General features: G+C 58.5%; 24 protein-coding genes and 1 tRNA gene. 8 read left to right on the top strand and 17 right to left on the bottom strand.

The annotated features are described in order from the left end of the window. Nucleotides 1-36 precede the first annotated feature (36 nt). Nucleotides 37-1,227: an acetyl-CoA C-acetyltransferase gene (locus VHB22_RS15390; RefSeq protein ID WP_325457867.1), complete on the bottom strand. Its 1,191-nt coding sequence runs from the start codon at nt 1,225-1,227 to the stop codon at nt 37-39. Nucleotides 1,228-1,496: 269 nt separating this feature from the next. Here VHB22_RS15390 and phaR point away from each other — a divergent pair, with 269 nt between their 5' ends. Continuing rightward, entirely contained in the window at nt 1,497-2,144 is a 648-nt protein-coding gene (gene phaR, locus VHB22_RS15395; protein WP_325457868.1) for a polyhydroxyalkanoate synthesis repressor PhaR, read from the top strand. 61 nt (nt 2,145-2,205) lie between these two features. Here phaR and VHB22_RS15400 read toward each other — a convergent pair whose 3' ends face one another. The 4 genes from VHB22_RS15400 to mtgA all read right to left on the bottom strand — a co-directional run bounded on the left by VHB22_RS15400 (nt 2,206) and on the right by mtgA (nt 6,413). Continuing rightward, nucleotides 2,206-3,978, bottom strand: a complete 1,773-nt coding sequence (locus VHB22_RS15400) for a GGDEF and EAL domain-containing protein (RefSeq protein ID WP_325457869.1) — start codon at nt 3,976-3,978, stop codon at nt 2,206-2,208. A 174-nt stretch (nt 3,979-4,152) separates the two neighbouring features. Continuing rightward, nucleotides 4,153-4,557 carry a hypothetical protein gene (locus tag VHB22_RS15405; protein WP_325457870.1) on the bottom strand — a complete coding sequence of 135 codons (405 nt, stop codon included), beginning with the start codon at nt 4,555-4,557 and terminating at the stop codon, nt 4,153-4,155. A 152-nt stretch (nt 4,558-4,709) separates the two neighbouring features. Beyond that, a complete protein-coding gene (gene rpmF / locus VHB22_RS15410) occupies nt 4,710-4,895 on the bottom strand; it encodes a 50S ribosomal protein L32 (protein WP_325457871.1) in 186 nt (61 codons plus the stop codon). 213 nt (nt 4,896-5,108) lie between these two features. After that, entirely contained in the window at nt 5,109-6,413 is a 1,305-nt protein-coding gene (mtgA, locus tag VHB22_RS15415; RefSeq protein WP_325457872.1) for a monofunctional biosynthetic peptidoglycan transglycosylase, read from the bottom strand. A 114-nt stretch (nt 6,414-6,527) separates the two neighbouring features. Here mtgA and VHB22_RS15420 point away from each other — a divergent pair, with 114 nt between their 5' ends. Then, nucleotides 6,528-7,433, top strand: a complete 906-nt coding sequence (locus VHB22_RS15420; RefSeq protein ID WP_325457873.1) for a farnesyl diphosphate synthase — start codon at nt 6,528-6,530, stop codon at nt 7,431-7,433. Between the two features lie 30 nt (nt 7,434-7,463). Here the strand turns inward: VHB22_RS15420 and VHB22_RS15425 are convergent, their stop codons facing one another. From VHB22_RS15425 to VHB22_RS15450, 6 genes are all read right to left on the bottom strand, one after another. Continuing rightward, entirely contained in the window at nt 7,464-8,141 is a 678-nt protein-coding gene (locus tag VHB22_RS15425; RefSeq protein WP_325457874.1) for an outer membrane protein, read from the bottom strand. 182 nt (nt 8,142-8,323) lie between these two features. Further along, on the bottom strand, nt 8,324-9,646 hold the full coding sequence (locus tag VHB22_RS15430) for an NAD(P)/FAD-dependent oxidoreductase (protein WP_325457875.1): 1,323 nt from the start codon (nt 9,644-9,646) through the stop codon (nt 8,324-8,326). 216 nt (nt 9,647-9,862) lie between these two features. Next, the gene (gene ispG / locus VHB22_RS15435; protein ID WP_325457876.1) at nt 9,863-11,128 is read right to left on the bottom strand and encodes a flavodoxin-dependent (E)-4-hydroxy-3-methylbut-2-enyl-diphosphate synthase; all 1,266 of its coding nucleotides are present in this window, start codon (nt 11,126-11,128) and stop codon (nt 9,863-9,865) included. 32 nt (nt 11,129-11,160) lie between these two features. Further along, on the bottom strand, nt 11,161-11,964 hold the full coding sequence (locus VHB22_RS15440; RefSeq protein ID WP_325457877.1) for a metal ABC transporter permease: 804 nt from the start codon (nt 11,962-11,964) through the stop codon (nt 11,161-11,163). Beyond that, nucleotides 11,965-12,774, bottom strand: coding sequence for a metal ABC transporter ATP-binding protein (locus tag VHB22_RS15445; protein WP_325457878.1), 810 nt, complete (start codon nt 12,772-12,774; stop codon nt 11,965-11,967). Nucleotides 12,775-12,872: 98 nt separating this feature from the next. Beyond that, nucleotides 12,873-13,364 (bottom strand): Fur family transcriptional regulator, encoded by a 492-nt coding sequence (locus VHB22_RS15450; RefSeq protein ID WP_325457879.1) that lies wholly within the window; start codon nt 13,362-13,364, stop codon nt 12,873-12,875. Between the two features lie 325 nt (nt 13,365-13,689). Between VHB22_RS15450 and VHB22_RS15455 the strand changes: the two genes are divergently transcribed. After that, nucleotides 13,690-17,004 carry a hypothetical protein gene (locus VHB22_RS15455; RefSeq protein ID WP_325457880.1) on the top strand — a complete coding sequence of 1,105 codons (3,315 nt, stop codon included), beginning with the start codon at nt 13,690-13,692 and terminating at the stop codon, nt 17,002-17,004. Nucleotides 17,005-17,054: 50 nt separating this feature from the next. On the opposite strand, the gene VHB22_RS15460 is transcribed toward VHB22_RS15455, so the two are convergent. Next, nucleotides 17,055-17,903 (bottom strand): fumarylacetoacetate hydrolase family protein, encoded by an 849-nt coding sequence (locus VHB22_RS15460; RefSeq protein ID WP_325457881.1) that lies wholly within the window; start codon nt 17,901-17,903, stop codon nt 17,055-17,057. 371 nt (nt 17,904-18,274) lie between these two features. Here VHB22_RS15460 and VHB22_RS15465 point away from each other — a divergent pair, with 371 nt between their 5' ends. The 3 genes from VHB22_RS15465 (at nt 18,275) to VHB22_RS15475 (ending at nt 19,727) form a co-directional block, all read left to right on the top strand. Further along, a complete protein-coding gene (locus VHB22_RS15465; protein ID WP_325457882.1) occupies nt 18,275-18,439 on the top strand; it encodes a hypothetical protein in 165 nt (54 codons plus the stop codon). Between the two features lie 173 nt (nt 18,440-18,612). Then, nucleotides 18,613-19,503, top strand: coding sequence for a dienelactone hydrolase family protein (locus VHB22_RS15470; protein ID WP_325457883.1), 891 nt, complete (start codon nt 18,613-18,615; stop codon nt 19,501-19,503). A gap of 32 nt (nt 19,504-19,535) precedes the next feature. After that, on the top strand, nt 19,536-19,727 hold the full coding sequence (locus tag VHB22_RS15475; protein WP_325457884.1) for a hypothetical protein: 192 nt from the start codon (nt 19,536-19,538) through the stop codon (nt 19,725-19,727). A 224-nt stretch (nt 19,728-19,951) separates the two neighbouring features. On the opposite strand, the gene VHB22_RS15480 is transcribed toward VHB22_RS15475, so the two are convergent. The 4 genes from VHB22_RS15480 to panE all read right to left on the bottom strand — a co-directional run bounded on the left by VHB22_RS15480 (nt 19,952) and on the right by panE (nt 22,272). Continuing rightward, the gene (locus tag VHB22_RS15480) at nt 19,952-20,254 is read right to left on the bottom strand and encodes a hypothetical protein (protein ID WP_325457885.1); all 303 of its coding nucleotides are present in this window, start codon (nt 20,252-20,254) and stop codon (nt 19,952-19,954) included. 276 nt (nt 20,255-20,530) lie between these two features. Continuing rightward, nucleotides 20,531-20,617, bottom strand: a tRNA-Leu gene (locus tag VHB22_RS15485). A gap of 94 nt (nt 20,618-20,711) precedes the next feature. Beyond that, nucleotides 20,712-21,227: a thioredoxin family protein gene (locus tag VHB22_RS15490; protein WP_325457886.1), complete on the bottom strand. Its 516-nt coding sequence runs from the start codon at nt 21,225-21,227 to the stop codon at nt 20,712-20,714. Nucleotides 21,228-21,357: 130 nt separating this feature from the next. After that, the gene (gene panE, locus VHB22_RS15495; protein WP_325457887.1) at nt 21,358-22,272 is read right to left on the bottom strand and encodes a 2-dehydropantoate 2-reductase; all 915 of its coding nucleotides are present in this window, start codon (nt 22,270-22,272) and stop codon (nt 21,358-21,360) included. A 249-nt stretch (nt 22,273-22,521) separates the two neighbouring features. On the opposite strand from panE, the gene VHB22_RS15500 reads away from it, so the two are divergent. After that, nucleotides 22,522-22,809 (top strand): hypothetical protein, encoded by a 288-nt coding sequence (locus tag VHB22_RS15500; protein ID WP_325457888.1) that lies wholly within the window; start codon nt 22,522-22,524, stop codon nt 22,807-22,809. A 134-nt stretch (nt 22,810-22,943) separates the two neighbouring features. Here VHB22_RS15500 and aspS read toward each other — a convergent pair whose 3' ends face one another. Continuing rightward, on the bottom strand, nt 22,944-24,740 hold the full coding sequence (gene aspS, locus VHB22_RS15505) for an aspartate--tRNA ligase (RefSeq protein WP_325458003.1): 1,797 nt from the start codon (nt 24,738-24,740) through the stop codon (nt 22,944-22,946). Nucleotides 24,741-25,006: 266 nt separating this feature from the next. Between aspS and rnd the strand changes: the two genes are divergently transcribed. Beyond that, nucleotides 25,007-26,161 carry a ribonuclease D gene (gene rnd / locus VHB22_RS15510; RefSeq protein WP_325457889.1) on the top strand — a complete coding sequence of 385 codons (1,155 nt, stop codon included), beginning with the start codon at nt 25,007-25,009 and terminating at the stop codon, nt 26,159-26,161. The last annotated feature ends 59 nt before the right edge of the window (nt 26,162-26,220 follow it).

Here is a 26,220-nt window from a genome sequence, read left to right on the forward strand (position 1 = left end):
GCCACATTTGCCTCATGAGGCTGCACAAAGTTTTTGTCAGTCGCGGGCGACGCACATGGCGACGCCCATACCACCGCCGATGCAAAGGGTTGCAAGGCCTTTCTTGGCGTCACGGCGCTGCATTTCGAAAAGCAGTGTGTTGAGGATGCGTGCTCCCGACGCGCCGATCGGATGGCCGATAGCAATTGCGCCACCGTTGACGTTGACCTTGTCCGTGTCCCAGCCGAGACCTTTGTTCACTGCGAGCGCCTGAGCGGCGAATGCTTCATTGGCCTCGATGAGGTCAAGGTCTTTCACCGACCAACCCGCTTTCTCGAGCGCTTTCTTGGAAGCGGAGATCGGGCCGGTGCCCATGATCGATGGATCAACGCCGGTCGTCGCCCACGAGACAATGCGTGCGAGAGGCTTGATGCCGCGTTTCTTGGCTTCTTCGGCCGTCATCAACACCACGACGGCGGCGCCGTCGTTAATGCCCGATGCATTGGCCGCCGTGACCGTGCCTTCCTTCGGGTCGAAGGCCGGGCGGAGCTTCGCCACGCTTTCAAGCGTAACGCCTTCCTTGATATACTCGTCCTGATCGACGACCGTCTCGCCCTTCTTTGTCTTGATGGTTACGGGCGTGATCTCGTCCTTGAACTTGCCTGCCTTTCGGGCAGCTTCAGCTTTGTTTTGCGAAGCGACGGCAAATTTATCCTGTTCTTCGCGCGTGATCTGCCATTGACGGGCGACGTTCTCCGCCGTCGTACCCATGTGATAGTTGTTGAAAGCGTCCCAGAGGCCGTCTTTGACCATCGTGTCGATGAGTTTCATGTCGCCCATCTTGGTGCCATCGCGCATATGAGCAGCGTGGTTCGACCGGCTCATGCTCTCCTGGCCACCTGCGACGACAATAGTTGCATCGCCAGTTTTGATTTGCTGCATGCCGAGGGCCACGGCACGAAGCCCAGAGCCGCAAATCTGGTTGACGCTCCAGGCCGGCGAATCCACTGGGATGCCTGCGCCGACGGAGGCTTGACGGGCGGGACCTTGACCCTGCGCGGCTGTCAAAACTTGTCCAAGGATAACTTCGGATACGTCACCCGGTTGAACGTTGGCGCGCTGCAGAGCGGCCTTGATCGCGATTTCGCCCAATTTGGAGGCAGGCAGCGACGCCAGCGAGCCGTTGAACGAGCCGACGGGTGTCCGTGCCGCGCTCGCGATTACTATCGTCGAAGAATCGTCGCTCATTATCGCCCCTCCCTGGGCTTCTTTCTTTGAGATATTGTCGTTTGCCTCGCGCGACGCCGGTTCGTTGCGGTGTCAGAAAGCGTAAATCACTTTGCAGTGTGTGGCTATTTTCGGCAATTGCGACCTCTTGCCTAGACTGCCCGTTTGCGTTGGGCTCGCCCCGCCCAAAAGAGTGACAGAAACGGCTGGCGGGCAGCCTATATGGTGTGGTACGCTGCCGCAGTGCAGCAACAGGCGCCCTTAACCGTCGGGAAGAGAACGCGAACGCGATGTTGAGCAACCCAGAACCTCAGGCACAGGCTCCGAAACGCGAAGCCGTCGTTGTCAAGAAATATGCGAATCGGCGTCTTTATAACACCGAGACCAGCACGTACGTCACGCTTGAAGACCTTGCGAAGATGGTGCGAAGCGATCGTGATTTCGTCGTTTACGATGCCAAGAACGGCGACGACCTCACGCATGCGGTCCTGACGCAGATCATCGTCGAGCAGGAAAGCCGCGAAGGCGGACAGGCTCTTTTGCCTATTCCGTTCCTACGGCAGCTCATTCGCTTCTATGACGATAGCATCGCCCGGATGGTACCAAGCTATCTTCAATTCAGCCTTGAGCATTTGGCGAAGGAGCAGGTTCGGTTCCGCGAGCAGTTCGCGACGGCTTTCTCGAACCCCGCTGCGGCATTCGAATTTTATCAGCAGCAGGCGCGGCAAAACATGGCGATGTTCGAACAAGCGATGTCGATGTGGGCGTCGTTTGGAACTGCAGCAAGTGGGCAGCGCGGCGCAATGCCGGCCGACCAGCAGAACGCTCCGGCGCAGAACGCGACGCCGGAAGGCGGCCGCGATGAGCTCAACGAGCTCAAATCTCAACTCTCGGCCATGCAGCAGAAAATCGAAAAGCTGTCGCAGTCGCGGCCCTGATTATCTCGCCTGCGGCATGCAGCGGGGTCATCGCTAGGCGCCGGCTGGGATCTACCATGGTTCAGCGGTCGGACACGTAGTCTTCCGCATCGATTGGCATGCCATAATAGAAGCCCTGCATATAAGTGATGCCGGCCTCGGTCAGCAGCTTCACCGACTGCTCGTCGCTGACCCATTCGGCGACCGTTTCCATACCAATCTTGCGCGCGAGATCGACCATCGTTTTGATGAAGATCTGGTCGGACGTATCGTTCGCGAGGTTTTTGACGAAGACACCGTCAATCTTGACCATATCGACGTTGAGCACCTTCAAGTTCTTGAAGGAGGTGTAGCCGGCTCCAAAGTCGTCGATTGCAACGCGGCAACCGAGTTCCTTCAGCGTATCCACAAAATTGATCGACTGGTTGAGGTCTTCAATCGCCGCGGTTTCGGTAATTTCGACAATAAGCCGGTTCAGAAGATCTTTGCGGCCATCGGTCAGTCTCCGCAGCGCAGCGATCCATTCGCGATCCGAGCACGTCAGTCCAGACACGTTCAGCGACAAAATAAGATCGGAATGCTTTTTCAGCAGGTCGATCGTCAGTTCAAGTGTCCTGCGATCGATCAGGCGCGAAAGTCCGAGTTGTTCGGCAACAGGCACAAACTCGCCGGCAGATATAAACTGGCCGTCGGGCTTTTCCATCCGAAGCAAGCATTCGTATATCTCGGGTTTCCCTGTTTTCGCCGACACCATCGCTTGCAGGACAAGCCGCATGCGATTGTCGTCGAGCGCCTCGATCACGCTGTCCGCGATCGCTCGGTTGCGTACTCGTAGACTTTCGTGGCCCGGGACCGACTTATAAAGCACGAAACAATCGATCCGCTTCGATCGTGCGGCGTCCAGAGCGCGCAGTGCAAAGTTCACAGCATCCTGAATGCCGTTTGCCTGGTCCGGGATAACCACGCCTCCGATCGATACCGTAATCGACAGCTGTCCCGCCGATGTCTTGATCGTCGTATCGCGGACGACCTTCAGGAAACGCTCGGCCGCTGTGCGAACGGCATCCGCCCCGCAATTCAGCATGATGATGCCGAACTTGTTCGACGAATAGCGGCCGAGAACATCTCCCCCACGCAATTTGGCGCGAATTCGGCGTGCCGCTTCTGCGATGGCCTCATCGCCGACTGCGATGCCGAACGTGTCGTTGATGACCGCCAGATTATTCACGGAAAGCATCAAAAACGCGCACGGTTGCGGATCGCGCTCAATGCGGGTGAATACAGCACCGAGCGCCTCGGTCAATCGAATGCGGTTGAGCTGGCCTGTGAGTTCATCGAAGTCGTTGCGAATGAGCAAGCGTTGCTGTTCGAGGTATTCGTCCTGGACTACCCTTATGACGCCCCGCGCAATCACGGGGTGACCGTCCGGCCCGGGCCACCAACGGCCATGATCTTCAACGCGTATCGTCTTGCGACTTCGCCCGCCCTTCGGGTTCAGCCGATATTGAATACGGAAAGCGACGCCGCGCACACGGTCGGTTGCAACGCCACGGGAAAAAACTTCGAGTCTGTCATTGAGGTGCTCCGGCGCGATCAGAGCGTGATATCCTGCACCCGTTGAGATTTTGTCGAGATCGCAAACGCCCAGCACTGCGCCGGCGTTGCTCTCCCAATCGATGCGTCCAGAGACCAGGTCCCAGGCATACGCTGTCTCTTCGATTGACGAAAGAATGCCGACAAGATCGAATTGGTCGTGTTCGGCCAGCGAACCACGCTCGCGATGCGGGTCAGGCTGGGCTTGCCCTCCCTCGTCTCCCTCCTGCCCTTGTCCGGGGACGTTGGTCGGGGAAGCCAAAGCTCGAACCTCGAATGCGTATGTGCGCTCACCGTGAGCGGAACGTCGTTCAGTGTGGTTATCAGTGCCGAAAATAAAGGCCGCTAGTCTCTATAGACTAACGCTTTTTGAAAAACTGTAATCAAGCGGATCAGTTTCTCCAGACTTAATGCACAACCTTTAAGGTTGTGCCCATTATTGGTCGGCGCCGATGTTAAGATCGCGCCGGGCGACGCGAATGCCGATCGTATAGCCGCCGATTACGTCGATGAGCGTCGCGATCAAAATCAGGAAGAAAACCGACGTTGCCGCCTGCGGGACGGTGAGAAACTCAGCCCCGACGGCCATGAATACAACCATCGAAAGCGCATGATCGATCAGCGTCGATGTCGTCGTGAATGTCGATTTCACAATTTCGATGAAAAGAAGAACGAGCGTCACAAGCAGAATGAAATCGCCCCACGTGAAAATCCAATCGCCGCCGCTCAGGAGCCGAACGTGAAAGATCTCCTTGCCTAGCGCTTCGAGACCCAACGACATGACGACAGCGTTGTAGAGAACAAAGGCGAGGACCAAGAGCGGAATGGCTCTAACTGACATAGGGCTCTCCTGACGTTAGGCCCCGCCTGGGGCATGACCGGCTTTTTGGCACGGTGTCCATGATTTGCCAAGCAACGGACTGCGACCAAAAATCAACAGGCCAGCATCAAGGACGCCAGCCTGTCCGATTTATGGCGGTCATAAGTGCGCGCTTATTCTTCGGCAGCGGGCGGCAGAATTTGACGGCCGCGATACTTGCCCGACTTTAAGTCGATATGATGCGGCCGACGGCGCTCGCCGCTGTCCTTGTCTTCGACATAAGCCGGCGCCTTCAGCGCGTCATGGGAACGCCGCTGACCCCGCTTCATCGGGGATGTTTTCTTGCGCGGAACTGCCATCGTCTTGCTCCAGATTTGACCCCGCGCAAATGCAACGGAGCCGCCGAACTCGCGGCGGAAATGCCGAACGGTATATTGATTGCGGATTGGCCAAGCAACGCCGCGCTGGCGCGACGCTCAGAACCCAGGGCGCGGCTTATACGCAAAATCCCAAAGAAACGCCAGTCCCCCTGTAATTCGGGCCTCCGGGACGACAATTTGGTCGCGGGCCGGTCAGGGTCGGCGGCGCGGCAGAACGCAGCTTGTCCGGCTGTAGGGGGTGATGCGCATACGAAATTGGACCACCCGCGCCAGCCGCTGCAGACCGGGGCCGGGTCTAGCCGGGTTCCGGATTATGGGATTTGGCAGGACAACGGCAAGACGGGACGCCTGGCCCGCGCTTAATGTCCTGGCGCTCTTATGAAAGCGAAATTGCGACGCGGCTTCGATTCCGAAGATGCCCGGGCCCCACTCGGCGATGTTGAGATAGACTTCCATAATCCGCCGTTTGGGCCAGATCAGCTCCATTATGAACGTCAGAGGCAGCTCGATCGCTTTGCGCACATAGCTTTTCGACGTCCACAGAAACAGGTTCTTGACGACCTGCATCGAAATCGTGCTGGCGCCGCGTGCCGATCTGGTTCCTACCTCCTCGACGGCCTCCTGAAGCGCCCCGAAATCGACGCCGTGGTGCTCGCAGAACCGGCCGTCCTCGCTTGCGATGACGGCACGAATGATGTTCGGCGACATTTGCTCGATCGGCACCCACATCTGCGTGACTTTCTGACCGGCAAGCCAACGTTGCAGCATAAGCGTCGAGGCAGGTGGGTCGACGAAGCGATAGACGATCATTAGAGCCAGGACGACGGCAAACCATCCGACTAAGGCCCAGGCGACTATACGTATGAGGCGGCGCGCGAGTAGACCGTAACGGGCTTGCCGATCCAGCCGATATTCAGGCGAAACGGGAAGCACGTCCGGGCGCACGCGGGGCTCCGGAACGAAAGATTTAAAGGTGCTTGCCCCGTGCTGACGTGGCATTTCCAATCGAGGGGCGCCGGGCACGAGACTCCCGAGGTCGGGAGGGGCGGTCGCGAGGGCTGCCCGCTTGGGCAACAAATCGCCGACGGTCGACGGTCCGGCAGTATCGGCTTCGACGGCGGTGAGGGATCTTGTTGAAGCCTCGGCGTCGATTTCGGAAAAAACGGATTCTATCGCGGAAAGCGGTTCGGTTGTTGCAACGCGCGGATGCAGCGAGTCTGCTTGCCGAGTTGCGGAATTTGCAAAGGCGGGACCGGAACGAAGAAAGACGCGGGGGGGCATCGGCGCCGGCGGCGGTACACTGTCGACGACCTCCGGCCGTTCCGGTTCGCGAAAGGCCAGCGGCGGCAACGGCAGCGGCGGACTCAACGGGCCCAGACCCTCACAGTTACCAGCGGTTCCGTTCTCAGGAGAGGCCGCAAATGGCGCTTCCTCTGCCGGTGTGGCGGCGGCAGGCAGCGCGGCAGATGGCTGGGGTGCGTCCCGCTGTCGATCCATGCTTTGCTTATGCCGATTGCAGTGCGATACCGCGTCGGCCGGTAGCACCGAACAATGGCCATGTTGAGTGCCGACTCGCATACCGGCTGGGCCACACGAGGAAGGTAGGGGGTAGTGTCACAATTTCTGACCCAGCTTGGCAATGGCGCAATAGCCGTTGAGGCTTTTCTCTCGAATGTTTTAGAGGAACAGCGTGCCGCTGGCACCCCGGTTCGCCTGGCGGAAGCATTGCGCCACGCGGTACTTGCAGGGGGCAAGCGCTTCCGGCCATTTCTCGTATTTCAAAGCGCCGCACTGTTCGGCGTTCCGCAGGACGTGGCACTACCTGCCGCCGCTGCGCTCGAATGCATCCATTGCTATTCCCTCGTGCATGACGACCTTCCGGCGATGGACAACGACGAGCTTCGCCGCGGGCGGCCGACGGTTTGGAAAGCCTACGATGAGTGGACGGCTATTCTCGTGGGCGATGCGCTGCAATCGCTGGCTTTCGAACTCGCCAGCGATGCGCATCGACAGGGCGATGCGGCCGTACGCGCGGAACTTGTACATGCGCTTGCAGTCGCTTCCGGGCCGATCGGCATGGTCGGCGGGCAGATGCTCGATCTTGAGGCCGGGAATCTTCCGGATCAGCCCACTGCTACCGTCGCAGATGTAACCCGCCTGCAGTCGATGAAGACCGGCAAACTCATCACGGTCGCGTGTGAAATGGGCGCGATATTAGGCCGAGCTTCAGCGAAAGATGCTGCGGCCTTAAAAAGCTATGGCGAGCATCTCGGCGTCGCCTTTCAGATCAGCGACGATTTACTCGATGCTGAGGGAACGGCTGCCGAGGTCGGTAAAGCGACGGGAAAGGATGCTGCCGCGGGCAAGGCGACGCTCGTCGGTTTGCTAGGGATTGAGCAAGCGCGCGCGCATCTCAATGCGTCAATCAATAGTGCGATCGCGGCCCTAAGTTCATTCGATGCAAAAGCAGAGCCCCTGGCCGAGGCTGCGCGATACATGGGACGCCGCGACAGCTAGCCAAGGGCTCAAGCTTTCAAGTGATGCAGATCAGAAGTGGTAGTTCAGGCCAACGCGCACGGTTTGAACATCGTTGTTGACTTTAAACGTATCACCGTCGGCATTGTGGAGATTGTCGTCGCCAAAGCCGAGGTACAAATACTCGGCCTTGAGGCTCCACTTCGGTGCGAAAGCCCATTCGACGCCGCCGCCGACGGCGTAACCCGTCTGCGTGCTATCGTCATGGAATGAAGGCGCTCCGACAAGATTCACGCGATTATCGATATCGGCGAACGCGACGCCGCCCGTTGCGTAGATGAGCCACGGGCCACTCGCAAAGCCAAGGCGGCCCCGCACAGTCGAGAACCAATCCATATTCGACCGGGCGGTGTCACCGTCGAATGTAAAAGCGGTGCCGCTAATGTCGCCGCCCTGAATATCGCCTTCCAAGCCGAAAACGATGCGATCCCTCTGCCAATTGTAGCCGATTTGGCCACCGCCGAAGCCGCCGTCCGGCTCGGTCGGTCCGCCATTAGACCAGCCATAACCACCGTTCGCGCCGATATAAGCGCCATCCCAAATGGCGGGCTGATAGATTGGTGCCGGTTCAGGCGGCGGAGGGTTATAAGGCTGATATGGTCCGAGATCCGCGGCCATGGCGCTTCCGCTTGCAGCCGCCAAAGTCGCAACACTGCCAAGCAGCATCCACTTCGCTTTATGCGCTTTCATTGATTTACCCCGTAAGAACTGAGCGTCATTGGCTCGTTGCCCCCAACAACGCGTCGCCTCGATATAGGGTTCCAATGCGGCAAATCCGATGCGCGATTCGGATGTCAGCTATGTCATAAATCGTTTGCTCGGTTGCGAGCATTTCGCGGGAGCCCGAAAAACGGGTTGTCCATTGTGCTGCACTAAGCCCGAAGAGGGATGCGGCCCTTTTCCGCAGCAAATGCCTCTTTTCGAGCCATTCTTCTGTCGCGCATTTTGAGAAGCGGAAGCACCCAATGCGCGAGACGAATTTCGCGCCGCGACTTTTCCGGATCGACGAGGTGCGTCGTCGGCAAGCGTTGCGTGAAGGACCGCTCCATCAACGTGCCGATCGGAAATTCCAATTCGTCCTGCATGGCGATCATGCGGGCGTAAAGATCCGACAATGGCGTTATGAGACGCCCGAAACCGTTTCGCGCTTGCGCCCAGCCGACGAGATAAAGTCCGCGAATGCCCGCCGGAAATGCACCGCCGTAGACCTGCACGACGTTGTTTTTAACTTGGACCAATCCCTCAGGAAGAAATGGAAAGGATGCGTGAAAGCCCGTTGCGGCGATAATCATGTCATAAACGCCGGTCGTTCCATCGACGAACGTCACGGTCTGTCCATCAACGTGATCTATTCCTGGGCGCGGTTTTACGCGGCCTAGCCGTATGGCGCTTAGAAGATCGGTTCCGAAGGCCGGGTGACGATCGAAGAGCTTATGATTTGGCCACGCCAAACCATAGCGGCGGTAATCGCCGATGCTGAGCTTTACGATTGCCTTGAGAATCGCGCGTTGGATGAAGATGGGCAGACCCCAGAGTGGGATATCCGTCAGTGGACGCCCCAAAAATGTTTTCGGCAAATACCAGTAGCCTGACCTTAGGCTGATATCGCAGCTCCTGCCAAAACGTCCGGCATCGCACGCCATATCGACGCCGGAGTTGCCGCCGCCGATGACAAGCACGCGCTTGCCTTCGACCTGCGAGACATCGCGATAATCTTTCGAATGCAAAATTTCGCCGGTAAACGTCCCGCGCAATTCGGGATAGCGTTTGTCCCAATGATGCCCATTGCAGACGACAACGCCCTTGTAGATTCGCTCTTCGCCGTCCACGAACTTCACCGTCCAACGGCCATTCTCTTCGGGTGACGCGGCGGAAACGCTTTTGTTGAACTCGCAGTGAGGGATCAGTCCGCGATCGTTGGCGAACGCTGTGAGATAGGAGAGCATTTGATCAGCCGAGGGAAAATCCGGAAAATCGGCCGGCATCGGATAGTCGGTGTATTCCGTCGCCTTCTTCGATGAGACGATATGGGCAGAGCGATAAACGCCGTGCAGCCAGTTTCCGCCAACGCCCGAACCTGCGTCCACAACGTCGAACGGAATCCCGCGACGCTTCAGTGCCGCGGCCATTGCCAGACCGACCGGGCCGGCGCCGATTACGAGGTGGCGTTCGGACGTGCTGCTTCTATCGCTCATGCGGAAGGCTATCCTTCGTGGCAAACGGCTGGCGACACCCCGCAAACGTGCTGGCCCTCGCTTGGGTCCCTCGCGGATGGGGTTATAAGCCCGTCACTATTAGCGCACGGCAGATACCGGCGCGAGCGAACGATCGTCGCAAAAACGCCGGCGGGGTCGTATTTATGTCGGTTAACTCTTGAGATCGTAAACAAAAATTGGGAATTCGCGCCTCGCTTACTCAGCGGCGTCGCTGCTGGCCGTCAAGGGTGCCGCGAAACGTCGTTCGATGTAATCCTCGACGATCGCTTTGAACTCTGCGGCGATGTTGGGGCCCCGCAGGGTCATCGCCTTTTTGCCGTCGATGAAGACGGGCGCGGCGGGCTGTTCGCCGGTGCCTGGGAGCGAGATGCCGACGTCGGCATGCTTGCTTTCGCCCGGCCCGTTCACAATGCAGCCCATAACGGCGAAGTTCAGCGTTTCGACGCCGGGGTACCGTGTCTTCCAATCGGGCATGCGGTCACGGATCATGTCTTGTATATCGCGCGCAAGTTCCTGGAAGACGGTTGATGTCGTTCGTCCGCAACCGGGGCACGCGGCGACGACCGGAACGAACGATCTGAGCCCCATCGTCTGCAGCAATTCCTGCGCCGTACGGACCTCCTGAGCACGATCGCCGCCGGGCTCGGGCGTCAATGAGAAGCGGATCGTGTCTCCGATACCGTTCTGCAGCAAAATGCCGATTGCGGCGGACGACGCGACGATGCCCTTCGATCCCATGCCCGCTTCGGTGAGTCCGAGGTGCAGCGCGTAACGGCTGCGTTGGGCCAGCATCTGGTAGACGGCAATCAGGTCCTGGACCGACGACACCTTGCCGGAAACGATAATCTTATCGGCGCCGAGGCCCATTTCCTCCGCGCGCTCGGCTGAGAGTATCGCCGACTGCACCATTGCTTCGTGCATCACCGCGCGGGCTGGCATCGGTTCGCCAGATTTGGCGTTCTCGTCCATCAAGTGCGTGAGAAGCTCGGCATCGAGAGAGCCCCAGTTGACGCCGATGCGCACCGGTTTGTTGTGACGTAGTGCCGTTTCGATGATAGCGCCAAACTGGCGATCGCGCTTGTCTTTGAAACCGACGTTGCCAGGATTGATGCGATACTTATCGAGCGCTTCGGCGCATGGCGGGTTTTCTCCGAGCAGCTTGTGGCCAATGTAGTGGAAATCCCCAATCAACGGGACGTTGACACCGCGCTTTCTCAGCTCGTCTCGAATGTGTGGGACGGCCTTAGCGGCCTCGTCGCGATCGACCGTGATGCGGACGAGTTCAGAACCGGCGCGCGCCAGATCGGCAACTTGTTTCACCGTCGAAGCAACATCGGCAGTATCGGTATTGGTCATCGATTGAACGACGACGGGCGCCCCGCCGCCGACCGTCACGCCGCCAACATTGACCGCGACCGTTTTATGACGCGGCTTCATGGTGATGCTGTCGCCAAGCGACATCGGAAAACCTCTCAATGCCCCACGGCGACGTTCTAGCCTTGTCTGCGGCTTCCCGCCAGAAGCGATATGGCCGCGACGGTGCACATCGCAATCACGATGCTGGGGCCGCCCGGCAAATCGCTGGAAAGCGACAGCCAAAGTCCGAAAATTGTACTCATCACGGCGATTCCGGCGGCAAGCACAGCCATACGCTCGGGAGTCGACGATAGCGGCCGGGCGGCCACAGCCGGAACGACCAAAAATGCCATGACGAGCAAAATGCCGACGATTTTCATGGCAACGGCGATGACCACCGCCAGCAGAAGATCGAAAGCGGCGCGCGGCAGTTTCGGATTGACGCCTTCTGCGGTCGCCAAATCTTCGTGCAAGGATAAGCGCACGAGCGGCTTCCAGAGATACAGCACGGCGCCGAGAACGGCTGCACCTCCGACATAGACCCAAACGAGGTCGTTCCGCGTCACCGCGAATACGTCGCCAAACAGATAGCTCATCAGATCGATGCCCGGCCCTTTCGCGAGCGCGATCGCGACGATGCCGAGCGCCAGCGTCGCGTGGTGGGTTAAGCCCAGGGCGGAATCGAGCGGAACGAGCTGCTGGCGGCCAAGAACAGTCAGAATACCGGCCGCCACAATGGCCGCGATAACGACGGCAAGCGTCAGGTCAATATTTAAGGCGAGCCCCAACGCCACGCCCAAAAGACCGGCTTGTGCCAAGGTTTCGCCCACGTACGACATGCGCCGCCAGACGACGATACAGCCAAGCGGCGCCGCAATGATTGCGAGGCCGACAGCCGCAAAAAGCGCGCGCCAAATGAAAGGCTCAGGCCAGGAAAACACTTAAGCCCCTCGCCCTTCGGATTCCGCATCATCCGGATGCCCCTCGCCGAGTGACATCGGTTCGCCGGTCAGGTCGTGCGCGTGATCGTGGTGATGGCGATAGACGCCAAGCGCGGCCGCACCCTTCGGACCAAAGATGCGCGCGTATTCTGCATGCTGGGAGACGTGTTCGGGCTTTCCTGAACAGCAGACGTGGCCGTTGAGGCAAATGACGCGGTCGCTCTTGGCCATCACAACATGAAGATCGTGCGAGACGAGTAAGATCCCGAGGTGACGCTGGTCGCGCAATTTTCCGACCAATTCGTAGAATTCCGCTTCTCCCGCGAAATCGACTCCGCGGGCGGGCTCGTCGAGGATCAACAGGTTGGGCTGGCGCAGCAATGCGCGCGCGATCAGAACGCGCTGCGTCTCACCGCCCGACAACCGCGATAACTGCTGGTGCATAGTGCGGAGCGCGCCGACCTCCGCAAGGGCGCTTTCGATCTCATCCTTCGAAGGGGTGCCGCCAAGTGCCAAAAATCCCTCGACGGTCATCGGGATAGCACGATCGACGTCGAACCGCTGCGGGACATAGCCGATGCGCGTGGACGGTGGCCGGACGATGCCCCCCCGATCGGGTTTCTCGATCCCGAGGACGAGCCTGACCAGCGTCGTCTTACCCGCTCCGTTCGGGCCGATGAGCGTCACGATCTCGCCCGGGCGGACATCCAGGTTGACGCCTGCGATCACGTCGCGACCGCCGCGACGGAACCATAGATCGCGCGCCGAGATCAGCGCATCGGCCGCGGGCGGGCGTTCGTGATCGTGCACGTGATCGCATGCCGGCTGCGCGCTTGAGATGGCCGGGACCGGTCGAGCATGCGCAGCGTGACCTGACGACAAAAGTGACATCTCCACTGTGAGCCTGGTCAGTCTTTGCGCCGCGTCGCGCATTCCTGGCACGTGCCGGAGACCTCGGCGAAGCGGACGCGCGGCTCGAAATGTGCGCCGTGGGCAGCCGCATCTATGGCGCGGAAAATCTCGTCGCCGTCAACTTCCTGGACCGAACCGCATTTTTCGCAGCTGAGGAACATCGGGCGTTTTCCAGTCCGAGGCTTATGGAGCTGGCGGCAGGCGAAATAGGCATTCTTGCTCTCTAGGCGGTGGACCACACCGGCTTCGAGGAGCGCATCGAGAGCGCGATAGATCGAAATCGGAGCCAACCGCGTCCCCTTCTTGGCCAAGCGATCGAGCACCTCGTAGGCACCGACGCTTGCCTGCGTTGACGCGATTTCCTCGAACACCTTGCGGCGAAGATCCGTGAAGCGAATGTTTTTCTCTGCGAAAATAACGGTAGCGCGGTCAACGGACGATTTTACCCGTTCCCGGACGCGCTGATCTTCGCTTGCGTTTGCCGTCATGAGCGTCCTCTGGACCGCCGCCTCATCCAATCTGGCCACAATGGCTGTTTCGGGCGCGCGCGGACAATATAACATGTCGTGATCGACGGCTATTCCGTTCAAGTCGCCGGGGCAGATTATTATATGCGCCATATCTTGATCTTATCGCAAACTGGCCCACATGCTGCCTCTGAGCACTCCCCAGCCGGCAAGAATTTTCCAAGTATTTTGATGTGGGGAGCAAATTGATCTTAATCTTGCCGCCAATGCGGCCCGTCCTCTACTTGGGTTTGACGGGCTATGATTCGCGAGATTCGCCATAGCGATAGCTGGGAAACCGCCCCGGATGGACGTCAAGTTTCTGATCGATAAACTCGTCGAAAATGCTCGGCCGATTGGCACCGCAATCTTTCTGATCGGCATTTTTACCCTTCTGCTCCGAACGCGCGTCGCGCGCCGACTTCGCGAAACAATCGAAGAAACGGTCTTCACGAATTGGCGGCTGGCGCTTCTTGGCACGACCGGCATCGTCCTCTCCGCTGCCGCCGGATGGCGCACCTGGGAGGGCATGTATAATTTCACCGGCGAAGCTCTGCTTTCCGGCATGGTGACATTCGGCATCCAGGGCATCATGCTGATCGTCGCATGGCTGATCGGCGAAAGCTTCGCGACCGGCATGAATGTCCGGGCCCGCCCTGGAGAATCGTCCCTTGTCAGCGCCGCGGCACAGCCCTGGCTCGGCAGCTTCATCGGGCTATTGCTGTTCGTCATTGGGTTCGTGCTGTTTCTGCAGTGGACGGGCCAGACCGACGTCAAGCACGCCAATGTCGAGGATCTCGGCTGGGCGAGAGCGGGCGATAAGTTTCTGATGCTGGGCGGCGGCCTCCTGCTGGTCGCGCTATTTGTACTCTATGCCGCCAACGACCTCGTTCGGCCGTACGTGCAGGTCGTGCGTGTGATCATCCGCAATTCAATGCTGTGGCTGATGTTTCTCGCATGCATGGCGACAAGCGTCTTCTTTTCGTTCGACAGTTTCTTCACGGCGATCTTTCCACCGTCCGAGCGCGCCCGAGCCGCAGAGCTTCGGGCTCAAAACCAGGTTTCGGGTGTCGTTTCGGATATCGAGCAGGCACTTGCGGCTCGCCGCGCGAGCCTCGCGGAAGAGATTTTTACGACCAACGCCTGGAAAGATTACGAGCACCAACTCAACGCCATCACTCAGGTGGCGACGCAATCGCAAGGTGCGATCGAACGCTACGTGAATGCGCAGATCGAAGCGCGCAGCCGTGCCGTGAAAGAGCAGCAGGAGCGCATCGCGTCGGCCGAAGCCGGTCAGGCAGGGCTTGCCGGACGTAAGACGTCGCTGATCGACGAAAAGTCGCGGCTTGCTGCTGAGCGGCCTGAGCTGGCCGCCGACTATGCAACGAAGAAAGCCGATTATGACGATAAGATGAAACAGGTCGATGCGAAGCGCGTGGAGGCGCTCGCGGAAGACAAGGGCGTCGAAGGCACGCTGAAAGCAGGCCGCGGTCCGATCTATCGCCAGCGCATGAGTGAACTGGCGCTTCTGCAGGGGGCGGCGCAAGTCGCGGCCGAACGCATGCGGGATGCGCAAAAACGCTTAAACACGGTCGAATCGCGACTGACCGCAATCGACACGGAGCTGGCGACGCTCGATGGCGATCTCGCCAAGTATAAAGGCGAAGCCGAGACTGCCAAACAGCGCATCAATCTCGCGGGCGATGTGAAGGACGAAGACGGTCCCAAGATTGACCCGGGGAAGATCATCCCGGCTTTCGATCGCGCAAAATCGGATTTTCGTGCTGCGCCCACCGCGACGCGTCTCGCGGGCATTCAAAGAATGTGCAACGACATCTATGGCGCGCTTTCGGCGACTCCGGAGACGAAGGGTCTTCTTAAAGGCATCGACTGTGATCCGAAGGCCGTCTCCGATGCTGCGTCCAATCTTTTCGCGCTGCAATCGGGAACGAAGATTTTCCAGGACACATGCGTCGGCGGCGACAAGCTCGTCGAAAACAAATCGACAGACGATTTGTTCGCCTTTGCGCGGCGTTGTCTCTCGGACAGTGCATTGCCGAGCAAGGACACGGCTGTACTTCGCTCGAAGATCAATAGCATGGAACTTTCGCGCGATGACAAAGCGCATCGATTCGTGGTGACGCTAAATGCGTTTCAGGACGGCAACCGCCTCGCGTATCTCGCATTAGCCATTGCGATCGGCCTTGACGGCCTGATCTTCATGTCCGGATTGTTCGGCGCCAACGCGGTGCGGTCGCCGCTTTCCGATATTCCGACATACCGGTCGAGATCCGGCTCGCAACTCGAAGCGACGATCAACGCGGCGCTCGGGGCGCATCCCTATGAGACGGCGTGGCTGACGCTGACGGCTTTCCGGCCGATAACCAATCAGGACGGTTTCTCGGCGCTAGCGGATTTTAGCAACATGGAGCGCTCGCAAGCCGATCGCGTGCGCATGGTTCTGACGGCTGGTGCCGACCTCGGCGCGGTTGAGACGGTCAGCCACAATCCAGAGCGTTACCGCGTTCGCAGCGAGCTACGAGAATACCTTTCAAGCGTCGTCGATAGACAGTTCAAGACAGATGCGTCGGCGAAGGATCGGGCGCGGCTCGATCAGCTCGTTTCGGCGGCATTGGCACCGCATCCGCGCGAGCATTCGGAAATCGTGCTCAATACACTGGAACCGATCCGCGAGACGGAAGGCTTCACCTCAATGGTGACTTTGACCGATATCGCCAGCGAATATGACTCGCGTGTCGTGCGTCGCGTGATGAATGCGGGCTCGGCCGTCAAAGCGGTGACTCCGGATCTGAAGATCACAGACCGCTATTACATTCGGCCGACACTTTACGAGACTCTTTTGACGATCCGCGCGACTGCGCCGGAGTCTTCGTCTTACGGCTATGACCGTGCTCGCGTCGAAGGCGTGCCAGAACGCCCAGCGCTTGACGGCGGAAGACTGCGCACCGCGCAGCCGGAATTGGCTCTCGACCCTCGGCCCCGCGAATTGGAGAAGCCGGCGCCGGCGCTTCCGCAGTACCAGGGCATGACAGAGGACGAACAACGAAAGTGGAAATCGCACTTCAAGGATGAATTGCTGTACGCAATCAGTCTCTCGAACGAACTCGTGCAGCAGAGGCTTTCGTCGGAAGATTCTCGGCATGGCGTGCGCGAAGCTTGGCGCGCTCTCGTTTCACAACGAAAAAACAATGAACTGCTCGACAAGCTGCTTCGTCATTTTCATGAAGAGCAAGACGCCAAGTTAGAGCGTTCACATCGGGTCATTCAGGATCAAATCGGCGGCGACACCGCTAAATTGCAATTGCTCGATCTCGCGATAGACGAGATCCGAAACGATCTTGCACTCTTGATGCTCTTCCCGGAGATGCATCTTATCGATTATCTCATCGACGAGATAGAGAGCGCGGCGCAAGCGGACGATGGGTTGCAAATGGGTGAGCAAGAGCTTCGCGATCAACTCAAGCATGTGCGCCAGGGGCTGGGTGAACTCAACCTCTCCAATCCGCGCTCCTGGGACGAGATCCGGTTGCGGCTGATGGCGCACACCGGACGGGATACGCCTCCTAACCGCCCTCGCGACGGGTTTCCGAATGACGATTAATGGGTGAGGGCGCTGCGCACGGCATGGAGGAGCCGCGCGATATCGCCCTCTCACGGAGTGAATGCGACGACCTTTTGACGCTGCGTCCCAAGACCTTCGATTTTGAGCTCCATCACGTCGCCAGGATTGAGAAACTCCTTCGGCTTGCGCGCCGTGCCAACGCCAGGCGGCGTTCCAGTCGTGATGATGTCGCCCGGTTCTAGAACCATAAATTCGGTTACATAAGCGAGCAGATCGGGAATCTTGAAGATCATCGTTGAGGTCGATCCGGTCTGCTTACGCACGCCGTTGACGTCGAGCGACATCGCCAGATTATCAACGTCCGCGATTTCGTCCGGCGTCACGAGCCAGGGACCTATCGGACCGAACGTCTCCGCCGATTTGCCTTTTACCCATTGTCCGCCGCGCTTGCTTTGAAAGCTGCGTTCGGAAACATCGTTACAGATGCAGTAGCCCGCGATGTATTTCGCCCAATCCTTTGCTTCGACGTAACGCGCACGAGCGCCGATCACGAACGCGATCTCGCATTCCCAATCGGTATGTCGCGAATTTCTCGGGATCATTACGTCGTCATTGGGGCCGCAAATCGAGGTCGTCGCTTTGTTGAAGAGGATGGGTTCGGTCGGAATTTCCTGACCCGTTTCTTTGGCATGATCAGCATAGTTGAGGCCGATGGCGATGAAGTTGTGCGTATCGGCAACGGGCGGGCCTAAACGAACGTTGGCGGGCGCCTTGGGCAACGATGCGGGATCGGTTGCTGCAAGCTTAGCCAATGCCGCAGGCGCCAAATGCTCACCCGACAGGTCCGGGATATGTTCCGAAAGATCGCGAATATTTCCGTCCCGGTCCAGGATGCCGGGCCTCTCGGTGCCGGGCGCACCAAATCGAACGAGCTTCATTTTGCTTATTGTTCCCCTAGTTTACAGATTCCGGAGCTGGAAACGGTCCGGCGCTTCAAAATCAATCTCTTAGACGAAGCTTCCCGACGCAACAATCGTCCCCACGCACCCGACGGCGCGCCCATCGAGGGACTTATGCGCGCATAAATCCCTCAGATTCAAATGTGTCACTCCGCTGTGGCCATAACCGCTCTGCCTGCTGAGCATTTCGCGTGCACGGATTTGCTGAATTTCGGCATTTCAAAATTCTTCCCATGCGAAAGCCACCTTACCGAAAAGTATGGGCGCCGTAAGAAACTCACGATGGTCGCACGGTATTTAGCGGAGCCCCTGGGAATTTCATGCCGGGGATACGTGAAGGAGAAATTCAGATGATTTCGAAGATCGTGCGCGGCGTAATTCTCACCGGCGTCTTGTTCGCCGTCTCGGCTCCGATGGTTGCTTACGCTGCCGACGCTCCCAAGACCAAAGCCGCTTGCAAAAAAGCAAAAGACATGAAGTGGGACAAGAAAACGAAAAGCTGCGTGAAAAAATAGGAACGTGGGAATTTCGATTTGTCCAGGCGGTCGATCGGAAGATCTGCCGCCTTTTTCTATTCGCGATTGGAACTCATTCCGTCACTGACATGTCCTGTTCGCTGCGCTAACGTCTCCCGGCGTTCCAGAACAGCGCTTGCCCGCCGCCGCGTGGAAGGAAGGGAAGCAAAGACATGAGCACCTCTCCCCGGATTGCGCCCGATATCTCCGGGCTGACCAAGACGCCGCCCCTCTCCCGACGCGGGTTCATGAGCGCTTCCGCGGCGGCCGCTGCCGGATATACGCTGGCTGCCGGACCGGTACGCGCGGGGGCAATCAAAACCGACACTTCAGGTCTTGACGCGGGAAGCACGCAGATCAAGGTTTCAGGCGGCGAGATGCCCGCATATTTCGCTCGTCCCACCGACGCCCCCAACCCACCGATCGTATTGGTCGCGATGGAAATTTTCGGGCTGCACGAATACATCAAGGATGTTGCGCGAAGAATTGCCAAGCTCGGCGCGCTCGCTGTCGCTCCAGACTATTATTTTCGTCAAGGCAACTTGGCGGAGATCGGCGAAATCAGCAAACTGATGCCCCTCGTGAACTCCAAGCCCGATGCGGAACTCTTGTCCGATCTCGATGCCACTGTCCGCTGGGCCGAGAGCCAGGGCGGGGACAAAACTCGAATTGGCATTATCGGATTTTGCCGCGGCGGCCGTACGGTTTGGGAATATTGCGCTACGAGCGACGACGTCAAAGCAGGCGTATCATTTTACGGCTCGTTAATCGATCCCGCAGCACAGAAGTCGATCTGGCCGAGAAGTCCGCTAGAGTTGGCTTCCCAGATGAAAGCACCGGTGCTCGGGCTCTATGGCGCCGAAGATCAAGGCATTACGCCGGCTCAGGTGGCTCGAATGAAAGCTGCGCTTGCGGCTGCAGGAAAGACCGCAGAGTTCAAGATTTATCCTGGTGCGGGACACGGCTTTCACGCCGATTACCGCCCTAGCTATAATAAGGATGCCGCCGAGGATGCTTGGCAAGAAGCGACGGCTTGGCTCAAGAAGTGGAACGTACTGAGCTGACGGCTACCCACACGTAACATTCAGGACATCCCATGGCTGACTCTGCCGATCTCATCGAACTCGACAAGCGGATCGCTTTGATCCGCGACAACCTCCGTGAACTCGTCGAACAGGCTGCCGCCTTCTCCGGCGCGGCCGACGATAGCCTGACGTCCGAGCGGATTGCGCAGCAGGAAGCACAACTGGCGGCGCTGCTCAAGGAGCGCGACGCGCTCGCAGGTTGATCCGCGGGCGGAGCCGTCTTCGATGGCGCCACGCGCGTCATCGGCTAGTTACGTTTCAAACTCGAGCGAGAGGCCTGAAGCTCGCCACCGATTGCGACGACTGTTGCCGTGGGCGGGATGACTTCAGTTCGATTTAGAGTGCGTGTCGATGACGATGCCGAGCCATTCCCTGCCTGCCGCGCTACAATGAGACGCGCGCTTATCTTATATCCGACACGGCCGCCTCACATGGGGAGGCAAAGCCAAGCGCCGAAGCAGGTTTTAGGTGTCGTCACTTTGCATGCCATTTGCGTGGAGTGACACGTCGTCGTGCCCGAGCCGTCATTGCACTTCGTATGGACCGGGCCTTTGCCCACGCGTCCCTGCCCGTAGATGACGTTCGCAAGGCCGTGTGTCGAGAAGAGGTAGGCGATATCGTGAGTCACAGCTTGACCAACCGCAGCGACCTTTCTGCAATCAGCCTGAGCCGCCGTAGAAAGTGCGCAGATTACCGCTGCCGCGGCTAAGCTGAGTTTCAAGGACCGCATTTGCCCCTCCAAATATAAATCCAGGTCGGGAAATTAAATGAGGTTTGCCTCCGGCGACAGAACCGGTCCGTCGCAAGGCAGGATAAACAGCGAAAAAATTGGAAAGCGTGCCGCATTTGCCACCATCGGTGCGCATTGCCTCCGGACTGCTCACGCGGGATATAAGCTTATGTCCGCGGCGGCGTTGGCTTAGATCGTAAGGTGCGCGCGAACTCCGAGCTTTCGCACATAACGATCATCCGTAGATTAAATGGGTTTTCTTCTCGGCAAATCGTTTGGTGCGGACGGAGGGACTCGAACCCTCACGACGTTACCGTCTCAGGATTTTAAGTCCTGTGTGTCTACCGGTTCCACCACGTCCGCGCGATGCCCTTATGCCGGGTTGGAGTCGCGAGCGCAACACGGTGTGGCTCGCTGAGGGCGGCCAACTGGCGTGGCATGAGCGACAAGAAAAAATTCAGGTCCGGTTTTCTCCCGGCGGCGGAGGCGACGCGACGCGGTCCATCTTGAAGACATCGTGCGCCTTCTTCATCAGCGCCAGCAGCTCTTTGGGATTATCGACGCTTAACGAATGGGGATACTGCGAATCGGAGCCGACGAGCTTGTCGGATACGTCGCCGTCGGAGTCGATGAAAAGCGTTCGCGGCACATAGGTGCCGTCCGGAGAGAAGGCGCCATTTATTCCTTTCTCGGCGTCTGCATCGACGAGAATCATCACGAAGTCTCTCGATGCTGCGACGATGGCGGGATCATTGAAGACTTTGCGAAACCGTTTGCAAGCCGAGCACCAGGTAGCGTGAAAAACCATTATGACAGGGCGGCCGGTTTGTGATGCCTCATAGATGCCAGAACGAACATCGCGCCAGTTGATCTCGGCGCCGTTCCATTCGGCAGCATGATCCGGCGTCCGCGCCGAAGCCGCGAGCGGCACGGAAAGCAAAAGGCAAACGGCACATATGATCGAGCGAAGCATGTTTGCAGCCTCCGTTATCCAGCTTCGGGTTTTCCTGCTTTTGAAGGTCAAAGACAAGACGGGGGCACGTAGATACGGATTAACGCCCGGTAATGTTCGGTCGTTCGCGCAATTATTGCAGTCCGGATTTTTAAAGGGATCTATTTTGATATGCCTGTAAATGCAAATAAGCGACGTCGAGCATAGGGGAAGGGACACCCAGCTCGCGGCCACGGCTAATCAGATCGCCGACAATGTGATCGGCTTCGATCCTGTTACCCCGCTCGATATCGCGCCGCATCGAAGCGGATATATTCGAGTTGGGGTCGGTCAGCGTCGTGCGTGCGCCTGAGTCCGCGGCTGAGGTGGGCGGATATCCGCTAGCCTTTGCAATCGCGCAACATTCATCAAGCATGTCAGATATCAGTTGCGCGCCACCGGCGCGGACAATTTCACCAATCGAGGCACGCATGAGACACGTTGATCCCGCAAGCGTTGCCAGCAGGACCCATTTCTCCCACATCGCCCCGATAATATTCTCGGAATAGCGCGCGTCAAAACCGCCGCGTGCAAGCTCGCCATGAAGGCGTTTTGCATCTTTCTCTTGCGGTGCAAATCTCGGTCCGGCAGTCAATGAGGCGAAGGGGCTAAGGTGGCGTATTTTTCCGTCAGGTTCAAGAACGACGCTGATATGGCAGGTACCGCCCAGAACGCGTTGCTTTCCAAATGCGTCATCAAGATTGTCGAGATGACGCATGCCGTTGAGCAGCGGAAGGATAAGAGTCTTTTCGCCGACGGCAGGACGGATCGTGTCGATCGCATCGGCCAAATCGTAGGCTTTTGAACTCAAGATAACGGCATCGTAAGGATTCGCGATCTCCTCTCGCGTGATCGCTTTAACAGGTGTTGCTATGCTTAGATCCCGGCTTTCGATCGTAAGGCCGTCTCGGACAAGCTGATCACGCCGCTTGGGTCTGACGAGAAACGTTACGTCCGCGCCTGCATTTGCCAGCAGGCCGCCGAAGTATCCACCCGTCGCACCGGCACCGAGGATCAAAAGTCTCATCGGCAGTTGTCTCACTGAATAACCAAGGACAAAGGTTCGTAATCCGACCGTTTGTCATGCGCCAGTCTCATTTGGCCGCGCGATAGGTCGCGCGACGCCTTTCCATTCCGTCATGCTTTTCACTTATCGCGCACGCCACCTCACACCTCAAACCGATTTTCGCACGCTGAAGTGTTTGGCGCGGGACGCTCTATCTACCTACCTAAAGGGAAGATAGGTGATCCACGTCTGAATAAGATGGAGTTTGAAATGATCCGCACATTCACTTTTGGCGCGCTTGCCAGTATTGCTTTCGCCGTCCCCGCGATGGCAGCTACCACGTCGTTCAGCACTAAAAAGGATGCCGCTCTCGACCGCCTATTGGATAGCGTGGCGATGAGCCAGCAGATCCGAATGCAGCTTATGCATAATGGCTTTACCCACGTCTCGACGTTGGCCCGCGATCCCGAAGGTCGCTGGGTGGGCACAGCCATGAAGGACGGAAAAATAATGTCTGTGGCTGTTCTCTTACCACAAGGCGAGCCTGCGATCGATTGATCGGATTCGTCCAGACAATTTTGGCGGCGGCGCACGCTGCCGGTTACACCGTCGCGAACTTGGCGCCCTTGTTGAGGGGCGCCTTCTTTCATGGCTAGCGACTTGGGTCTTGCGATGCTTGTCGTCGGCGCCGTTTACGCTTTCTTATCGGGTGCGACAACACGGATCGATAGCTCACGTAATTGTTTTGGCGAAACTTCGCTTGGTGCACCCATCAACAAATCGGCAGCCTGCTGATTCATCGGGAACAGCGCAACTTCGCGCACTGTCGTTCCACCCGTCAGCAGCATTACGATGCGCTCGATGCCAGCCGCCATGCCACCGTGCGGCGGTGCGCCGTACTGGAACGCTCGGAATAAGCCGCCGAAGCGTTGCTCGACGACTTCCGGCCCTAAGCCTGCGATGCCGAATGCCTTGATCATCACGTCGGGTTTGTGATTGCGGATACCGCCCGAAGCAATTTCATAGCCGTTGCAGACAATGTCGTACTGGTAGGCCTTGATCTTCAGCCGATCTTCATCCGTCGCGGCTGCATCGAGTGCTTCGCCGCCGCCTTGCGGCATCGAGAACGGATTGTGCGAGAAGTCGATTTTCTTTTCGTCCTCGTTCCATTCATAGAATGGGAAATCGACGATCCAGGCGAGCGCGAATTGATCTTCCTTGATCAGCTTCAGCTCCTGGCCGACGCGGTCTCGCGCTGCGCCCGCAAATTTGTAAAAATTCGCTGGATTACCTGCGGTGAAGAAAACGGCATCCCCGTCTTTCAAACCGAGTTGCGATTTGATGGCGCCCGCACGCTCCGGTCCGATGTTTTTTGCGACTGGACCTGCTCCGCCGTTTTCGCCGTCACGCCAGAAGATATAGCCGAGGCCCGGCTGGCCTTCGCCCTGCGCCCACGAGTTCATGCGATCGCAGAATGCGCGCGAGCCTCCCGTCGGGGCAGGTATCGCCCAGACGCGGACCTTCGGGTCTTTCTCGATCATCCCCGCGAAGACTTTGAAGCCCGAACCCCGGAAATGCTCGGTGACGTCCTGCATTTCGATCGGGTTGCGTAGGTCGGGTTTATCCGAACCATATTTGGCAATCGCGATGTCGTAGGGAATGCGCGGCCAATTCTTCGTCACGGGCTTGCCGTCGGCGAACTCCTCGAAGAGCCCCGTGATGACGGGCTCCATCGTCGAGAACACGTCTTCCTGCTCGACGAAACTCATTTCGACGTCGAGCTGATAGAACTCGCCCGGCAAGCGATCCGCACGCGGATCTTCGTCGCGGAAGCATGGCGCGATCTGGAAATAGCGATCGAAGCCCGAGACCATCAACAATTGCTTGTATTGCTGCGGCGCCTGGGGAAGCGCGTAGAACTTGCCCGCGTGGATGCGGCTCGGCACGAGGAAGTCACGAGCGCCTTCTGGGCTCGATGCGGTCAGGATCGGGGTTGGAAATTCATTGAAGCCTGCCTCATGCATGCGACGGCGGATGGCGCGCGTAATGTCTAACCGCTTCATGATGGTGCCGTGGAGCGTCTCGCGGCGGAGATCGAGGAAGCGATATTGCAGACGCAGATCTTCGGGATATTCCGGCTCGCCAAAAACCGGAACAGGGAGCTCTTTCGCCGCCGAGAGGACTTCGATCTCCGTGGCGTAAAGCTCGACCTCGCCGGTCGGAAGATCGGTGTTAACCGTGCCCGCCGGACGGTCGCGGACCTTGCCATCGATCCTTATAACCCATTCGGAACGGACGGTTTCGGCCGCCTTGAAAGCGGGGCTGTCGGGATCGGCGACGACCTGGGTCACGCCGTAGTGGTCACGTAAATCTATGAATAGCACGCCGCCATGATCGCGAACGCGGTGCACCCAGCCCGAAAGCCTCACATGGGCGCCGACATCGCTTTTGCGAAGCGCGCCACAGGTATGAGACCGGTAACGATGCAGCTTAGCCTCGGCCATGGCCGGAAAACCCTTTGCTCGATATGGGTGGAAATCGCCGCGGAAAAGCGCATGGGGGCGGACGAAAGTCAAGGTTGGGCCGGCTGGCAGGCTCGAACCGGTGGCGGCCAGCGGACAGCGGCCAGAACCACTCTATGCACCGGCTGCCCGTCCGTCAGTCCATCTCGCCTCGGGCCACGAATCACGGGCAGGGTAGCCGCGACCAAGCTGATGGCGACAACAGAAAATCGATACGCTATAGGCGTGCCCTAATGCAGACTATTACCACCACGGCGGAGCTGACCGCACTTTGCGAAACGCTCAGCAAAAGCGACTATGTGGCTGTCGATACCGAATTTCTGCGCGAGCAGACGTTCTGGCCCTTGCTGTGCCTAATCCAGCTCGCCGGTCCTGAGGCCGAAGCGATCGTCGACCCGTTGGCACCTGGTATCGACCTCGCGCCGTTTTACCGGCTGATGGCTGATACCTCGACTGTCAAGGTTTTTCACGCCGCTCGGCAAGACATCGAAATCATCTTTTTGAAAGCCGGGATTGTGCCGACGCCGGTGGTCGATACGCAGGTCGCGGCGATGGTCTGCGGCTTCGGTGATAGCATCAGCTACGTCAATCTCGTCAAGAAGACGACGGGCACGGATCTCGATAAGAGTTCGCGCTTTACTGATTGGAGCCGACGGCCACTCTCGTCAAAGCAGCTCACTTACGCCCTCGCCGACGTGACCTACCTCAGGAATGTCTACGACTACCTGCGGCAGATGCTGGAGAAGACGGGTCGTACGCCGTGGCTCCAGGAAGAGATGGCAGTCCTCACCAACCCTGCAACTTACGACACGTCCCCTGAGAATGCTTGGCAGCGCCTGAAACTCCGTGTCAAAGGGCGGAAGTCTTTGGCTGTCCTTGTCGAACTTGCGGCCTGGCGCGAACGGCTCGCGCAGACGCTCGACGTTCCGCGCGGACGCGTTCTCCGTGATGACGCGCTTTATGATATCGCCAATCAAATCCCAGCGACGACGGAAGCTCTTGGCCAGTTACGGACGCTTTCCGATGGCTTCGCGCGATCTCAGCGAGCCAAAGAAATTCTTGAAGCCGTCAAGACGGGGCTGGCGCGCGACCCCAAGACGCTGCCGAAAATCGAGCGTAACGAAGCATTGTCTGCGGAAGCAAGTGCGACGCTCGAACTTCTCAAGGTCCTTTTGAAAGCTGCGGCGGCCGAGCACGGCGTCGCGCCGCGTATCATCGCTGACAGCGATGATTTAGAGCAGCTCGCGACGTCCGATGATGCAGACATTCTTGCGTTGCAGGGCTGGCGCCGAACTCTTTTCGGAGAAGCGGCGTTAAAGCTCAAGCGAGGCGAGCTTGCCTTGACGCTCGTCGGCGGCGAGGTCAGAGCCGTTCCAGCTGCACGATAAAGGGGCTTTTATAATTGCGATTGGCGAATCGCGTTCCGCGGGCCGGCCACCAATCGCGG

This window comes from Hyphomicrobium sp., from assembly GCF_035548195.1.
Classification (GTDB): Bacteria; Pseudomonadota; Alphaproteobacteria; order Rhizobiales; family Hyphomicrobiaceae; genus Hyphomicrobium_B.

Bases quoted from the DNA above. Each gene is read 5' to 3' on its own strand.
- VHB22_RS15405 (WP_325457870.1), bottom strand. From the start codon at position 4,557: ATGTCAGTTAGAGCCATTCCGCTCTTGGTCCTCGCCTTTGTTCTCTAC.
- VHB22_RS15475 (WP_325457884.1), top strand. From the start codon at position 19,536: ATGGCTGACTCTGCCGATCTCATCGAACTCGACAAGCGGATCGCTTTG.
- VHB22_RS15430 (WP_325457875.1), bottom strand. From the start codon at position 9,646: ATGAGCGATAGAAGCAGCACGTCCGAACGCCACCTCGTAATCGGCGCC.
- mtgA (WP_325457872.1), bottom strand. From the start codon at position 6,413: ATGGATCGACAGCGGGACGCACCCCAGCCATCTGCCGCGCTGCCTGCC.
- VHB22_RS15390 (WP_325457867.1), bottom strand. From the start codon at position 1,227: ATGAGCGACGATTCTTCGACGATAGTAATCGCGAGCGCGGCACGGACA.
- rnd (WP_325457889.1), top strand. From the start codon at position 25,007: ATGCAGACTATTACCACCACGGCGGAGCTGACCGCACTTTGCGAAACG.
- VHB22_RS15465 (WP_325457882.1), top strand. From the start codon at position 18,275: ATGATTTCGAAGATCGTGCGCGGCGTAATTCTCACCGGCGTCTTGTTC.
- rpmF (WP_325457871.1), bottom strand. From the start codon at position 4,895: ATGGCAGTTCCGCGCAAGAAAACATCCCCGATGAAGCGGGGTCAGCGG.
- VHB22_RS15450 (WP_325457879.1), bottom strand. From the start codon at position 13,364: ATGACGGCAAACGCAAGCGAAGATCAGCGCGTCCGGGAACGGGTAAAA.
- VHB22_RS15500 (WP_325457888.1), top strand. From the start codon at position 22,522: ATGATCCGCACATTCACTTTTGGCGCGCTTGCCAGTATTGCTTTCGCC.
- phaR (WP_325457868.1), top strand. From the start codon at position 1,497: ATGTTGAGCAACCCAGAACCTCAGGCACAGGCTCCGAAACGCGAAGCC.
- VHB22_RS15425 (WP_325457874.1), bottom strand. From the start codon at position 8,141: ATGAAAGCGCATAAAGCGAAGTGGATGCTGCTTGGCAGTGTTGCGACT.
- panE (WP_325457887.1), bottom strand. From the start codon at position 22,272: ATGAGACTTTTGATCCTCGGTGCCGGTGCGACGGGTGGATACTTCGGC.
- ispG (WP_325457876.1), bottom strand. From the start codon at position 11,128: ATGTCGCTTGGCGACAGCATCACCATGAAGCCGCGTCATAAAACGGTC.
- VHB22_RS15490 (WP_325457886.1), bottom strand. From the start codon at position 21,227: ATGCTTCGCTCGATCATATGTGCCGTTTGCCTTTTGCTTTCCGTGCCG.
- VHB22_RS15455 (WP_325457880.1), top strand. From the start codon at position 13,690: ATGGACGTCAAGTTTCTGATCGATAAACTCGTCGAAAATGCTCGGCCG.
- VHB22_RS15480 (WP_325457885.1), bottom strand. From the start codon at position 20,254: ATGCGGTCCTTGAAACTCAGCTTAGCCGCGGCAGCGGTAATCTGCGCA.
- VHB22_RS15470 (WP_325457883.1), top strand. From the start codon at position 18,613: ATGAGCACCTCTCCCCGGATTGCGCCCGATATCTCCGGGCTGACCAAG.
- VHB22_RS15460 (WP_325457881.1), bottom strand. From the start codon at position 17,903: ATGAAGCTCGTTCGATTTGGTGCGCCCGGCACCGAGAGGCCCGGCATC.